General features: G+C 71.4%; 12 protein-coding genes. 4 read left to right on the forward strand and 8 right to left on the reverse strand.

Annotated features, from left to right (window positions below; all coding sequences use genetic code 11):
- Positions 1 to 57 precede the first annotated feature (57 nt).
- On the forward strand, positions 58 to 1,695 hold the full coding sequence (locus ACTOWY_RS01465; protein WP_441307773.1) for an ABC-F family ATP-binding cassette domain-containing protein: 1,638 nt from the start codon (positions 58 to 60) through the stop codon (positions 1,693 to 1,695).
- A gap of 43 nt (positions 1,696 to 1,738) precedes the next feature.
- On the opposite strand, the gene ACTOWY_RS01470 is transcribed toward ACTOWY_RS01465, so the two are convergent.
- The 8 genes from ACTOWY_RS01470 to ACTOWY_RS01505 all read right to left on the reverse strand — a co-directional run bounded on the left by ACTOWY_RS01470 (position 1,739) and on the right by ACTOWY_RS01505 (position 10,025).
- Positions 1,739 to 3,181 (reverse strand): aminopeptidase P family protein, encoded by a 1,443-nt coding sequence (locus tag ACTOWY_RS01470; RefSeq protein WP_441307774.1) that lies wholly within the window; start codon positions 3,179 to 3,181, stop codon positions 1,739 to 1,741.
- 17 nt (positions 3,182 to 3,198) lie between these two features.
- Positions 3,199 to 4,560 carry an aldehyde dehydrogenase family protein gene (locus tag ACTOWY_RS01475; protein ID WP_441307775.1) on the reverse strand — a complete coding sequence of 454 codons (1,362 nt, stop codon included), beginning with the start codon at positions 4,558 to 4,560 and terminating at the stop codon, positions 3,199 to 3,201.
- Positions 4,557 to 5,558, reverse strand: coding sequence for a proline racemase family protein (locus ACTOWY_RS01480; protein WP_441307776.1), 1,002 nt, complete (start codon positions 5,556 to 5,558; stop codon positions 4,557 to 4,559). Before ACTOWY_RS01480 ends, ACTOWY_RS01475 begins: the two co-directional genes overlap by 4 nt.
- 1 nt (position 5,559) lies before the next feature.
- Entirely contained in the window at positions 5,560 to 6,471 is a 912-nt protein-coding gene (locus tag ACTOWY_RS01485; RefSeq protein ID WP_441307777.1) for a dihydrodipicolinate synthase family protein, read from the reverse strand.
- 1 nt (position 6,472) lies between these two features.
- Positions 6,473 to 7,789, reverse strand: coding sequence for an FAD-dependent oxidoreductase (locus ACTOWY_RS01490; protein ID WP_441307778.1), 1,317 nt, complete (start codon positions 7,787 to 7,789; stop codon positions 6,473 to 6,475).
- Positions 7,789 to 8,052: a (2Fe-2S)-binding protein gene (locus ACTOWY_RS01495; RefSeq protein ID WP_441307962.1), complete on the reverse strand. Its 264-nt coding sequence runs from the start codon at positions 8,050 to 8,052 to the stop codon at positions 7,789 to 7,791. The genes ACTOWY_RS01490 and ACTOWY_RS01495 overlap by 1 nt, the downstream gene beginning before the upstream one ends.
- A 5-nt stretch (positions 8,053 to 8,057) precedes the next feature.
- Positions 8,058 to 9,398: an NAD(P)/FAD-dependent oxidoreductase gene (locus tag ACTOWY_RS01500; protein WP_441307779.1), complete on the reverse strand. Its 1,341-nt coding sequence runs from the start codon at positions 9,396 to 9,398 to the stop codon at positions 8,058 to 8,060.
- 72 nt (positions 9,399 to 9,470) lie between these two features.
- A complete protein-coding gene (locus ACTOWY_RS01505; protein ID WP_441307780.1) occupies positions 9,471 to 10,025 on the reverse strand; it encodes a helix-turn-helix domain-containing protein in 555 nt (184 codons plus the stop codon).
- A gap of 61 nt (positions 10,026 to 10,086) precedes the next feature.
- On the opposite strand from ACTOWY_RS01505, the gene ACTOWY_RS01510 reads away from it, so the two are divergent.
- The 3 genes from ACTOWY_RS01510 to ACTOWY_RS01520 all read left to right on the forward strand — a co-directional run bounded on the left by ACTOWY_RS01510 (position 10,087) and on the right by ACTOWY_RS01520 (position 13,033).
- Complete coding sequence (locus ACTOWY_RS01510) at positions 10,087 to 11,055, forward strand: phosphotriesterase family protein (RefSeq protein ID WP_441307781.1); 969 nt, start codon at positions 10,087 to 10,089, stop codon at positions 11,053 to 11,055.
- Positions 11,056 to 11,123: 68 nt separating this feature from the next.
- Entirely contained in the window at positions 11,124 to 11,753 is a 630-nt protein-coding gene (locus tag ACTOWY_RS01515; RefSeq protein WP_441307782.1) for a M15 family metallopeptidase, read from the forward strand.
- Positions 11,750 to 13,033 carry a tetratricopeptide repeat protein gene (locus ACTOWY_RS01520; protein WP_441307783.1) on the forward strand — a complete coding sequence of 428 codons (1,284 nt, stop codon included), beginning with the start codon at positions 11,750 to 11,752 and terminating at the stop codon, positions 13,031 to 13,033. Before ACTOWY_RS01515 ends, ACTOWY_RS01520 begins: the two co-directional genes overlap by 4 nt.
- Positions 13,034 to 13,388 lie beyond the last annotated feature (355 nt).

Genomic DNA, 13,388 nt, shown 5'->3' on the forward strand with positions numbered 1-13,388 from the left:
GGAGGTCAACGGCCGAATCGCGGGAGCTGCGGACCGCCGCCTACGATTCACCTCGATATGAGCGCCACACTCGTCGCCAAGGGTCTCGCCGCAGGGCATGGGGACCGTGTTCTGTTCTCCGATCTGGACCTGGTCGTCGCCCCCGGCGATGTGATCGGCCTGGTCGGGGTGAACGGGGCGGGCAAATCCACCCTGCTGCGCACCCTCGGCGGGCTGCTCGCCGCTGAGGAGGGCTCGATCCGGCTCAACCCGCCCAGCGCCGTCGTCGGCCACCTCCCCCAGGAACCGGAACGCCGGGCCGGGGAATCGGTGCGGGACTTCCTGGCCCGCCGTACCGGGGTCGCCGCCGCGCAGACCCGGATGGACACCGACCTGGAAGCGCTGACCGCGGGCGCGCCCGGCTCCGACGACGCCTACTCCGACAGCCTGGAACGGTGGCTGGCCCTCGGCGGCGCGGACCTGGACGAGCGGATGGGCGAGGTGGTCGCCGACCTGGGACTCACCGTCGGGCTGGACGCGCCGATGACCGGGCTCTCCGGTGGGCAGGCCGCGCGGGCCGGACTGGCCTCGCTGCTGCTGAGCCGGTACGACATCTTCCTGCTCGACGAGCCCACCAACGACCTCGACCTGGACGGCCTGGACCGTCTCGAAGCCTTCGTCACCGGGCTGCGCGCCGGGACGGTCCTGGTCAGCCACGACCGCGAGTTCCTCACCCGCACGGTCAACCGGGTGGTCGAACTCGACCTGATCCAGCAGCAGATCCGCAGCTACGGCGGCGGCTACACCGCCTACCTCACCGAACGCGAGGTGGCCCGGCGGCACGCCCGCGACCAGTACGACGACTACGCCGACACCGTCTCCGCCCTGGAAGCGCGGGCCCGCACCCAGCGGTCCTGGATGGAGAAGGGCGTCAAGAACGCCCGCCGCAAAGCCGGGGACAACGACAAGCAGGGCCGCAAGTTCCGCAGCGAGTCCACCGAGAAGCAGGCCTCCAAGGCCCGGCAGACCGAGCGGCTGATCGAACGCCTGGACGTGGTGGAGGAACCACGCAAGGAGTGGGAGCTGCGCATGGAGATCGCCGCCGCACCCCGCGCGGGGGCGGTGGTGGCGACGCTGCGGGCGGCGGTGCTGCGGCGCGGCGGCTTCACCCTCGGACCGGTGGACCTGCAGGTCGACTGGGCGGACAAGGTCGCCATCACCGGCGCCAACGGGGCCGGGAAATCCACCCTTCTGGCCGCGTTGCTGGGCCGCGCAGAACTCGACTCGGGCCAGGCGTCACTCGGTCCGGGCGTGGTGGTCGGCGAGGTCGACCAGGCCCGCGGCCTGTTCCTCGGCGGCGAACCACTGGTGGACGCCTTCAACGCGGCCGTGCCCGAGCAGGCCCCGGCCGAGGTGCGCACGCTGCTGGCCAAGTTCGGGCTGAACGCGGTGCACGTGACCCGCCCGGCCGCGACCCTCTCCCCCGGCGAACGCACCCGCGCCGCTCTCGCCCTGCTCCAGGCCCGCGGCGTCAACCTCCTGGTCCTGGACGAGCCGACCAACCACCTGGACCTGCCCGCCATCGAACAGCTCGAACAGGCCCTTGCGAACTATCCGGGCACGTTGTTGCTGGTCACGCACGACCGGCGGATGCTGGACACGGTCGCCACCACCCGGCACCTGCACGTGGACAACGGCAAGGTCACCGACCGCTGAAACCCGGGCCGCACCGGGGATTCCCGGCGCGGCCCGGTCAAGCTCAGCGCGGCAGGTGCGACTGCACCCACTGCTCGATGCCGTCGGCGGTGATCGGCAGCGCCTGGGACAGCACCTCGTTGCCGGTGTCGGTGACCAGGAGGTCGTCCTCGATCCGGACGCCGATACCGCGCAGTTCCGGGGGCACGGTCTCGTCGTTGGGGTGGAAGTACAGGCCCGGCTCCACCGTCAGCGTCATCCCGGCCTCCAGGGTGCCCGCGTGGTAGGCCTTGGCGCTGGAAGAGGCGCAGTCGTGCACGTCCAGGCCCAGGTAGTGGCCGGTGCCGTGCACCATGTACCGCCGGTGCTGCTGGCCGTTCTGGTCCAGGGCCTCGGCCACCGAGACCTTCAGCAGGCCCCACTCGTGCAGGCCGGTGGCGATGACCTCCATCGCCTTGTTGTGGAAGGCCCGGTACTCCGCGCCCGGCTTGACCTCGGCCATCGCCGCGGTGTGCGCCTGGTGCACCAGGTCATAGATCCGCCGCTGCGGCTCGCTGAACGTGCCGGAGACCGGGAAGGTCCTGGTCACGTCGGCGGTGTAGAGGGTGCGGACCTCGACGCCGGCGTCCATGAGCAGTGCGCAGTCCTCGGGCACCGGGCCGTCGCAGCGCACCCAGTGCAGCACCGGGGCGTGCGGTCCGGCGGCCAGGATGGAGGCGTAGCCGACGCCGTTGCCCTCGGTGCGGCCGCGCCGGTCGAAGGTGCCCTGCAGCCAGCGCTCGCCGCCGCGGCTGATCGCGTACGGCAGTTCGCGGGCCACGTCCTGGAAGCCGAGCACGGTGGCGTCGATGGCCTGCTGGAGCTGGCCGATCTCCCAGTCGTCCTTGATCCGGCGCAGTTCGGACAGGGTGCGCCGCAGCTGCAACGTCTCACTCACCGTGCCGGGCGCGAGTGCGTCCAGGAGTGGTTCGACGCCGCTGGTGACCAGCACCGCCGGGATCGCCCCGCGCAGCGCGGAAGGCAGTTCCTCGATCGGCCGCACCGGGATCTCCAGCGCTGCCGACCAGTCGGGCAGGCCGGGCACCGGGCCGATCCACAGTTCGCCATCGCGGGCGTTGGCGAAGAAGTCCGGCTCGTCGGCGCGGGCGGGCTGCCGCAGGTGCAGCACCGCGTCGTGGCCGCCGCCGGAGGGGGTCATCACCAGCACCGCGCCCTCGGCCTGGCACCCCGTCAGCCAGACGAAGTCGCTGTCGGCGCGGAAGTCGTAGTCGGTGTCGTTGGCGCGAACCGGGGCGCGGCCCGCGGCGACCGCGATGCGCTTGCCCGGCAGGGCGGCGGAGAGCCGGGAGCGGTGCGCCGCCGAGGCCTTGGCCAGGCCCTCGGGCACCCGGACCGCGCGGTCCGCGGGGCCCCAGCCAGTGCCGATGAGGGCCCGGAAGCCCTCGGCATCAATCGGCCGGATCGGGTCGCGCCGGGCGGGTTCCTCCGCCTCGTTCTGGGTAGTCACTGCTCCTCCTGCCGTGTTCACGCCTGTACCTGCACAGTACGGTCCCTGGTGTAGAACCGGACGGCGGCCTTGCCCTGCTCCTTCTCGCCGTACCCGGAGTGTTTCTCGCCACCGAAGGGCAGGTGGAAGTCGACGCCGTTGGTGGGCAGGTTGACCTTGACCATGCCGGACTCGCTGCGCCGGACCGCGGTCAGCGCCGCGCCAAGGTCGGCCGTGTACACCGAGGTGACCAGCCCGAACTGGGTGCCGTTGGCCCGTTCGAAGGCCTCCGCCACGGTGGCCACCCCGGCGAGGGCGGCGATGGGGCCGAAGACCTCCTCGTGGAACAGCGGCGCGTCCGGGCCGATCCGGTCGACGATCACCGGGTTGAGGTACCAGCCGTCGGTGGCCTCGGTGTAGGGCGTGGTGAGCAGCCGGCCACCGGCGGCCTCGGCCTGGGCGGCGGCGGTGAGGACCTGCTTGCGGGCGCCTTCGGTGATCACCGGGCCGAGGTCGGGGCTCTCGGCCGGGTCGGCCACCCGCAGTCCGGTGACCGCGGCTTCGAGGCGTTCGGTGAACGGGCCGGGGTCGCCGACGACGAAGATCCGTTTGGTGGCGGTGCATTTCTGCCCGGCGTAGCCCATGGCGGCGCGGGCCACATCGTGCGCGGCCCGGTCCAGGTCGGCGTCGGGCAGCACGATGGTGGCGGAGAGGCCGCCCATCTCGGCCTGCACCGGGATGCCGCGCTGGGCGGCGGCCACCGAGATGATCCGGCCGACCGTGGTGGATCCGGTGAAGGACACCACGTCCACGGTGTCCAGGAGGGCCGAGCCGGTTTCCGCGCCGCCGGGGGTGACGGCGAGGAGTCCGGCGGGCAGCACCCGGTCGAGCAAGGTGGCGAACCGCTGGGCGACCGCGGTGGCCTCCGGCGCGGGCTTGATCACCACCCCGTTGCCTGCGGCGAGCGCGGGGGCGAGCTTCCACACCGGGATGGCCAGGGGGAAGTTCCACGGGGTGACGAGTCCGGCGACGCCGCGGGCGCGCCGGGTGGTGAAGGCCAGGCCGCCGCCGGTGGGGTAGTTCTCCCCGGCCGGGTCGTAGGCCTGCTGGGCGTAGTAGCGCAGGATGGCGATGGACCGGGCCACCTCGGCGACGGCTTCCTGCCGTGGTTTGCCGACCTCGCGCACGATGAGGTCGGTGAGGTGCGCGGAGTCCCGCTCGAATTCGGCGACGGCGGCGGTCAGCGCGGCCGAGCGCACGGCGGGTCCGGCGTCCTCCCAGTCCCGGCCGGCGGCGCGGGCGCGGGCCACGGTGGCTTCGACGGCGGCCCGGTCGGCGGCCGCGGTCTCCACGACGATGTCGCCGGGCCGCTGCGGACTGGTGGACACGATGGTGCTCACAGCACGAACCCCCTCGGGAACGGATCGGTCGGGTCGAGCAGGTACTGGCCCATCCCGGTGATCCACGCGCGTCCGGTGACGGCGGGGATGATCGCGGGCCGGTCGGCCACGGTGGTCTCCCCGGTGATCCGCCCGGTGAAGCGGGTGCCGATGAAGGACTCGTTGACGAAGTCGGCGCCGACCTCAAGCTCGCCCCGACTGTGCAACACCGCCATCCGCGCGCATGTTCCCGTGCCGCAGGGGGATCGGTCGAACCAGCCGGGGTGGATGGCCATCGCGTTGCGGGCGTGCCCGCCGTGCCGGCCGGGTGCGGTGAATTGGACGTGCTTGCAGCCGTTGATGCCGGGTTCCAGGAGGTGAACCGGGCGGTCGGTGGCGTTGATGGCGTCCATGATGGACAGTCCGGCGGCCAGGATGCGGTCTTTTTCGGTGCGCTCGAACGGGATGCCGAGCTGGGCCAGGGGCAGGATGGCGTAGAAGTTGCCGCCGTAGCCGAGGTCGTAGCGAACCTTGCCGTAGCCGGGCACCTCGACGGTGGCGTCCAGGCGGTCGGTGTAGGCGGGCACGTTCTGGATGGTGACGTGCAGGGCCCGCCCGTCCCGGACCTCGACCTCGGCCACGACCAGGCCGACCGGGGTGTCCAGGCGGACCCTGGTCATGGGTTCGCTGACCTCGACCATGCCGGTCTCCACCAGCACGGTGGCCACGCCGATGGTGCCGTGCCCGCACATGGGCAGGCAGCCGGAGGCCTCGATGTAGAGCACACCCCAGTCGGCCTCCGGGATGGTGGGCGGTTGCAGGATCGCGCCACTCATCGCGGCGTGCCCGCGGGGTTCGTTGACCAGCAGTTCGCGAAGGTGGTCGAGGTGGGTGATGAAGTGTTCGCGGCGCGCGGCCATGGTGTCGCCGGGGATGACCCCGACGCCGCCGGTGATCACCCGGGTGGGCATGCCCTCGGTGTGCGAGTCGACCGCGCTGAAGTACCGGGCCGCGCGCATGTCAGCCCGCCCGCAGCGAGTCGACGGCCCGGATCATGTCCGCGCGCAACCGGTCCAGCTGCTCGGGTGCGAGCGGGCCGCGGGGCGGGCGGCAGGGTCCACCGTAGCGGCCGACGTGGTCCATGCCGTACTTGATGGCCTGCACGAACTCCACCCGCGAGTCCCAGCGGAACGCGGCCACCAGTGGTTCGTACAGCTCCCGCGCCTCGGCGAGTTTCCCTTGGGTGGCAAGCTCATACAGCCGGACGGACTCGGCGGGGAAGACGTTGGGGAAGCCGGCGAACCAGCCGGTGGCGCCCATCAGCAGGCTTTCCAGGACGACGTCGTCGGCCCCGGCGACCACGGTCAGTTCGGGGGCCTGCTCGCGGATCTCCAGTACCCGCCGCACATCGCCGGAGAATTCCTTGACCGCCACGATGTTCTCGATCTGGGCGATCTCGGCGAGGAGTTCGGGGGTGAGGTCGACCTTGGTGTCGATGGGGTTGTTGTAGACCATCACCGGCAGTCCGGCCTTGGCCACCTCGCGGAAGTGGTGCAGCACCTCGGCCGGGTTGGCCCGGTACATCGTGGGCGGCAGGCACAGCACCCCGTGCGCACCGTCCTCGGCGGCCAGTTCGGCCCAGTAGCGGGCCTGGTGCGCGCCGACGCCGTGCACGCCGACCACGACGATTCCCTTGCCGCGCACGGCGTCCACCGCGGTACGGGCCACCACGCGGCGTTCGGCGTCGGTCAGCGAGGAGTACTCGCCGAGCGAGCCGTTGGGTCCGACGCCGCGGCAGCCGTTGTCCACCAGCCAGCGGCAGTGTTCGGCGTAGCGGTCCAGGTCGGGTCGCAGTCCCGCGGGCGCGGCGGCGTCCTCGGTGTAGGGCAGCGCGGTCGCCACGATCACGCCGTCCAGTTTCTCGGTGCTCAACTCAGCTCTCCTCCTCGTCCTCGACGGCCGCCAGGTCCCGCAGGCGCACCGGAACCGCGATCGGCCGGTTCTGGGTGAACGGGGCGCCGGTGAGTTCACCGACGATCCGCCCGCAGATCCGTCCCTGACACAGTCCGAGCCCGGCTCGGCTGACGAGCTTCACGGCCCGCATCCCCAGCGCACCCTGTGCCACGGCGGCACACAAGTCGGACATCCGGACCTCTTCGCACCGGCACACCACGGTGTCCGCGGAAACCCAGTCCCGCCAACCGGATCGCACCGGATAGGCGGTCGCCAAAGCCCGCCCGAACCGCCGCCCGGCGCGCACCATCCGCAGCGCGTCCCGGGGCACGGCGACCGCCCGCCCGACCCGCGCGGCGGCCGCGTACCCCGCCACGGTCCCTTCGGCGGCGGCGGGCCCGGCCCCGGCGATCCCGGTCACCTCGCCCGCCGCGAACACCCCGGCGACGGAGGTCCGCTGCGCCGGGTCGACGGCCACGGCCCCGTCCTCGATCCGGCACCCGGCCGAGACGGCCAGTTCAAGCTGCGCGGTGAACCCGAACCCCAGGCACACCGCGTCAACCTCAACAACCCGCTCGCTCCCGGCTACCGGGCGCCACTCCCGGTCCAGCCGGGCCACGGTGACCGCCTCAACCCGCGATTCCCCGTGCGCCGCGACAACAGCGGCCCCGAACCGCACCGGCACCCGCCGCCGGGCCAGCATCCCGCCGTACCCCGCCAGCTCCCCCACCTTCCCCAACGCCCCCAACGGATCCCGCCGCCACCCCCAGGAACTGCCCACCGAGTTGGCCTCCACCACTTCCGCGACCCGGGCCCCCACCTCAACCAAGGACCGCGTCACCGGCAACAGGAACGGCCCGGTCCCGCCAACCAGCACCCGACGCCCCACCGAGATTCCCTGCCCCTTGGCCAAAGCCTGCGCGGCACCCGCCGTGTACACCCCCGGCAAATCCCAGCCAGGAAACGGCAGCACCCGGTCATAGGCCCCGGTCGCGATCACCAGCGCCGCAGTGTCCACAGTGGACATACGACGTCCCGGCGCGTCGGCGGCCCCGGTCTGCAACCGGACCCGATGCCTGCCCGCCACGGTTTCCACGGCCCACACCGAGGTCTCCGGCAGCCACTCGATCAACGGATGCACCGGCACCCGCGCCGCCCGCAACCCCGACTGCCGCCGATACTGCCCACCCACCGCGGCCCCGGAATCCACCAGCAACACCGAAGCCCCAACAGAAGCCGCCGCCCAGGCCGCCGCGAGTCCCGCGGGTCCGGCCCCGACCACCACGACCCGCGACATCAGCAGTCCTCCGGAAGCTCGGCCCCGCACTGCGCCCGAACCACGTCCCCGTCGGCGACCCGGCGCTGACAGGCCCGGACATCAGGCACCCCGTTCACCACGACCAGGCAGTCGAAACACACCCCGATCCCGCAGAACACCCCTCGCTGCCGCCCGTCCCGCCGCGTGCTCCGCCAGGAAGTCCGCCCCAGCCCCAGCAACACCCCGGCCACCGTCTGCCCAGGCACCGCCGCCACCCGAACCCCGTCCACCTCAACCCAGATCCCGCTCACCCGAGCACCGCCGCCCGATCCACCCGGAACGGCCGCGGATCCACCCGGGGTGAGCGGCCCAACACCAAGTCCGCCAGCAGTTCCCCGGTCGCCGGGGCCAACCCGATCCCCGCGCCCTCGTGTCCGGTGGCGTGCCACAACCCCGGCACCCGCGGATCCGCCCCGATGATCGGCACATGGTCCGGCGCGTAAGGCCGGAACCCGCCATAAGCCCGCATCACCGGCACCTCGCCGAGTACCGGGAACAACGCCATCGCCTTGACCGCCAGCTCCCGCAACACCCGCACCCGCAACGATTCGTCGAAGCCCACCCGCTCCCGGCTGGACCCGATCAACACGGTCCCGCCCCGGGTCGACTCCACCACCGCCGAGGTCTGCAAGGCCGCGTCGCCACTGGCCACCGCGCCCACGTAGTCGCCGTCATACACCTTGTGCCGCACCACTTCCGGCAACGGCCCGGTCACCAGGACCATGCCCCGCCGGGGCAGCACCCGGATCGGCGCACCCATCACCGCCGCGAACTCCCCGGCCCACGGTCCGCACGCGTTGACCACGGCACCGCACCGGATCACGCCCTCGGAGGTCAGCACCCCGCCCGGCGCCAGTCCGAGCGCGGTGACCCCGGAGCGCACCGGCATCCCGCGCAGCAAGGCGGTCGCCGCCAGCACGGGCTGTACCTGGGCGTCCTCCGGGTAGTGCACGGCGCCGGTGGCCCGCCGCGTCAGGTGCGGCTCCAGGTCCCAGGGATCTTCGACCACCCGGGCATCCACCCCGGCGGCTCGCTGTGCCGCCGCGAACTCGAACAACGGCCCCGGATCCCGGGTGGCGACGGTCAGTCCACCCTTGGCCTCCCACTCGACCCCGGCCAGCTCGGCCAGCGACGCCGCTTCACCCACTGGCGCCTCGGCATCGCCCCGCGCGCCCGGACCCGCCTCGCCGGGACCAACGGCCAAGCCCGCCGGACTCGCCCCGGAAAGCCCGCCCGGCCCGGTCCGCGAATCCGCGACGCCGCTGCCCGCCCGGCCCCGCGCAGCCGCCAGACCAGCCGTTCCCACCCCGCCGCCCGCGTTCCCGGCCGCGTCCGCCCGCCTGGCCCGCTCCGCCGCCCCCAACTCCGCCAGCACCCCCGGCCACAACCGCCGGGACTCCACCGCCAGCTCCAGCTCCGGTCCCGGCGCCTTGTCCGAGACCAGCACGTTCCCTTCCCCGGCCGCGGTCGTCCCCGAAGCGGGCGTGCCCCGTTCCAGCACCAGTACCCGCAACCCGGCCCGCCGCAGCGCGTACGCGCACGCCGCCCCGATCACCCCGGCTCCGACCACCACGACGTCCGCCGCCACACCCACCTCCCATCGTTCAGTAAAATGAACGATCCCGAGGCTAGGTGCCGGACCGGTCGCCGTCAACGGCGGCTACTCCGGCGGATGTTCCAGCAGCAGCACCGACCGCACCTCGCCGTCCACCGCCGCGTACTGGTGCGGGGCGCCCGCGCGGAAGCGCACATAGTCGCCTGGGCCGATCTCGTGCACCCGCCCGTGCACCGTCACCCGCAGCGTCCCGGTCACCACAGCGGTGTGCTCAAACCCCGGGTGACCAGCGGATTCCTGCACCACGCCCGGTCGCACCCGCTGGTCGTAGACCTCCACCACCGCGCCGCCGTGCTCGATCCGCCGCAGCAGGCGCAGATCAACCGCCTCGCCGCTGAGCACCTCCAGGTCGGCCGAGCGCACCACCACCACGTCCGGGTCGGCCTGTTCAGTCAGCAAACTGGAAACCGGGACATCAAGAGCGTTCGACAAACTGAACACCGTCTCGATGGTGGGGTTGCCTGAGCCGGACTCCAGCTGGGAGAGCGTGCCCTTGGCGATGCCGGATCGCCTGGCCAGTTCGGACAGCGAGATACCGAGGGCCTCCCGCCGTTCCCGCAGGTTCGCGCCCAGCACCTGACCGGCCCGCTGACTCGTCATGCCGCCTCCTTCACCGTGCGGCCCATCGCACCACACCTGCCCGCCTGGTATGCAGGAGGACATGCCAATCGTGCACACCGTCGGCGGCGCGAAGGACCCGGACCAGCTCGGTCGCACCCTGATGCACGAGCACGTGTTCGTCCAGGACCCCGAGATCATGGCCAACTACCCGCACCTGTGGGACGAGTCCGCCGAGATCGACAACGCGGTCACCCGGCTGCGGGCCCTGCGCGACACGGGCATCACCGCCATCGCCGATCCCACCGTGCTGGGCCTGGGCCGGGACATCCCGCGCCTGCTCCGGGTGGCGGCGCGGGTGCCGGATCTGACGATCATCGTCGCCACCGGCCTCTACACCTACCGCGACGTGCCGCTGAGCCTGCACCACCGCGGGCCGGGCACCACTCTCGGCGGCGAGGACCCGCTGATCCCGCTGTTCCTGCACGACCTCACCGAGGGCATCGCGGGCACCGGTGTGCGCGCGGCGTTCCTCAAGTGCGCCGCCGACATCCACGGCCTGACCCCGGACGTCACCCGGGTGCTGCACGCGGTCATCGCCGCCCACCACCGGACCGGCGCGCCGATCACCGTGCACACCAGCGTCACCAACGACACGCCACTGGAAGTCCAGGCCCTGCTCAAGGCCGAGGGTGTGGACCTGTCCAGGGTGGTGCTCGGCCACGTCGGCGACAGCACTGACCTGGATCTGTTGAAACGCTTGGCGGACAACGGTTCCTACCTCGGCATGGACCGTTTTGGGCTGGATCTGGCGATCACCGCCGAGCAGCGGATCGAGACCGTGCGGGCGCTGTGCGCGGCGGGTTACGCGGAGCGGATGGTGCTGTCCCAGGACAGTTGCAGCCACATCGACTGGTTCCCACCCGGCGTCAAGGAACAAATGCTGCCCAACTGGCGCTACGACTACCTCAGCGACACCGTCATCCCCGCCCTGCTGGCCCAGGACGTTCCCCAGTCGGCCATCGACCAGATGCTGATCACCAACCCCCGGGACTACTTCACCCCCGCCTGACACGCATATCGTCGGCATATCAAAAACCGCATACGGGCTGACAACACCGCGCTGCCTTCACTGGCGGTATGACCCTCGGCGAATCAGCACGAACGGCGCCCCGCCGTACCCGGACGGCAATCCTGGTCAGCCTCGCGATCGGCGCGGCCGCACTTCTCGTTGTCCTCATCCAGCTGTGGCCATCCGCCTCGCCCCTGTCCTCCCTCGACATTCCCCACGGCGACCGGCATGGCCCACCTGATCTCACCATGACCGACGGTTCGGTCCCGGACGGTGTGACGGTCTTCGCCAATGACGTTCCGGCCGTGACCAAACTCAGCCCCGCTCTGCTCGACGCCTTGCGGAAAGCCGCGAAGGACGCCGAGGAGAAAGGGATCCAGTTCGTCGTCAACAGCGGCTGGCGTTCCCCGGAACACCAGGAACGACTACTCCGCGACGCGGTCGCGAAGTACGGCTCGAAAAAGGAGGCCGCCCGCTGGGTGGCCACCGCGGAAACCTCGCTGCACGTCTCCGGCGACGCGGTCGACATCGGACCCGCCAAAGCCACCACGTGGCTGTCCAAGCACGGCGCCGAGTACGGGCTGTGCCAGATCTACGGCAATGAGCCCTGGCACTACGAACTACGCCCCCAAGCCATCAGGAACGGCTGTCCATCCCAGTATCCCGACCCCACCAAAGATCCGAGGTTGCAGCGATGACCAGTGAGTTCGATCGGCGTTCGGCGTTGCGGGCGATGGCCGTACTGGCCAGCACCGCCGCGGCCGCACCACTGCTGGGCGAGTCGGCCCTGGCCCAGACCGGCCCCGCCGGTGACGCGGACACCCTGTTCAAGGCCGGGAAATTCGACCAGGCCGGTCGCGCCTACGAGAAAATCCTGACCACCGACCCCGGCAACGTGCGCGCCGCCCGCCAGCGCGGCTATGTGGGGTTGCTGTCCAACAACTTCCCCGACGCCGAGAAATACCTCACCACGGCCATCACACTGGCGCCGCAGGACAAAGACGCCAACCGGCTGCTGGCCGACTGCTATATCCGGCAGGACAAGTTCGCCCTGGCGGCGCCCCGCTGGCAGGCGGCAGGCCAGGAGAACACGGCCAAGTTGTTCGCGGCATTCCGCGGTGAGCCGTATCAGATCCACGGCGACAGCGCGCGGGTGCCATGGCAGCAGCTGGACCCGGTGCCGCTGGTAGAGGCGTCAATCAACGGCGGCCCACCCAAGAAGCTCTCGTTCTACACCCGCGTCGGGCCGCTGAACCTGTCGGAGAAAACCGCCAGAGAAGCCGGACTGCAGGCCGTCGCCAAGGAACAGCACGAGTTCGAGGGCAAGCTCGTGTGGAGCTACTACGGGGTCCTGGACTCCTTCAGACTGGGCGACCTCGAACTCCGCAACATCCCCGTACGCTGGTCCGACGGCGAGGCCCGGGTCGGCGCGGACGGCTTGATCGGCACCTGGATCCTGTACCACTTCCTGACCACCATCGACTACGCGGGCCGGTCCCTGATCCTGCGCCGCCGAACCCCGGGCACGGCCAGGCAGGCCCGCGCCGCCGCCGAACGAGCGGGCGCCGAGCAACTGCCGCTGTGGCTGGCCCGCGAGCACCTGCTGTTCAGCAAGGGCAGCGTCGTCGACTCCGGTCCGCGGGTGGCAGGCCTGAACATCGGCGGAACCGGCGAGATGCTCGCCGGCATGACCCAGGAAACAGCCAAGCAGCTACGAGTCCGCATCGACCACGACCGCCCACTGGAAACCTCAGCCGGCGGCCAGTTCCTCACCACCTACCCCTGCTACCCAAAGGAAGTCCGCCTCGGCAACGCCATAGCCAAGGACAGCTACTGCTACGCGAACGACCAACCCGCCCTAGGCCGCGAAGGCTTCGACGTCCTGCTCCACTTCTCCCACTCCTTCTACAAGCCCTACCACGTAACCCTCGACTTCACCGCCATGACCCTCCACATCGCCCAAGGCCCCGCCACCTAACCGCGTGTTGGCTGTTGTTGCACGGTGAGTTGGCCGTTATGGACGCCGAATTGGCCGTTACGGACGGCGAGTTGGCTGTTGTGGGACGGGGCGGAGGGGTGAAACCCCCACGACGAGGGCCCTCGCGTGTTCTCCGTACGGCCTGGAGCATGCAGACCGCGCCTCGCCGAGTGGCCCCTGCAACCTGCCGCCGCCTGCCCGCCCAACGCGACCGGGGCCGCTCGGTGAGGTGTGGTTGGCTGGCGGAAGGCCGTACGGAGAACACGCGAGCCCTCGGAGCCACGCTGGGTCTCAAGTCGGCAGCCCAAACCCCGCCCCGCAACCCGCTGGACCCGGCTCTTGATCTGCCCCACCC

The sequence above is a fragment of the Crossiella sp. CA198 genome, from assembly GCF_052078295.1.
In the GTDB taxonomy this organism is placed as follows: Bacteria; Actinomycetota; Actinomycetes; order Mycobacteriales; family Pseudonocardiaceae; genus Crossiella.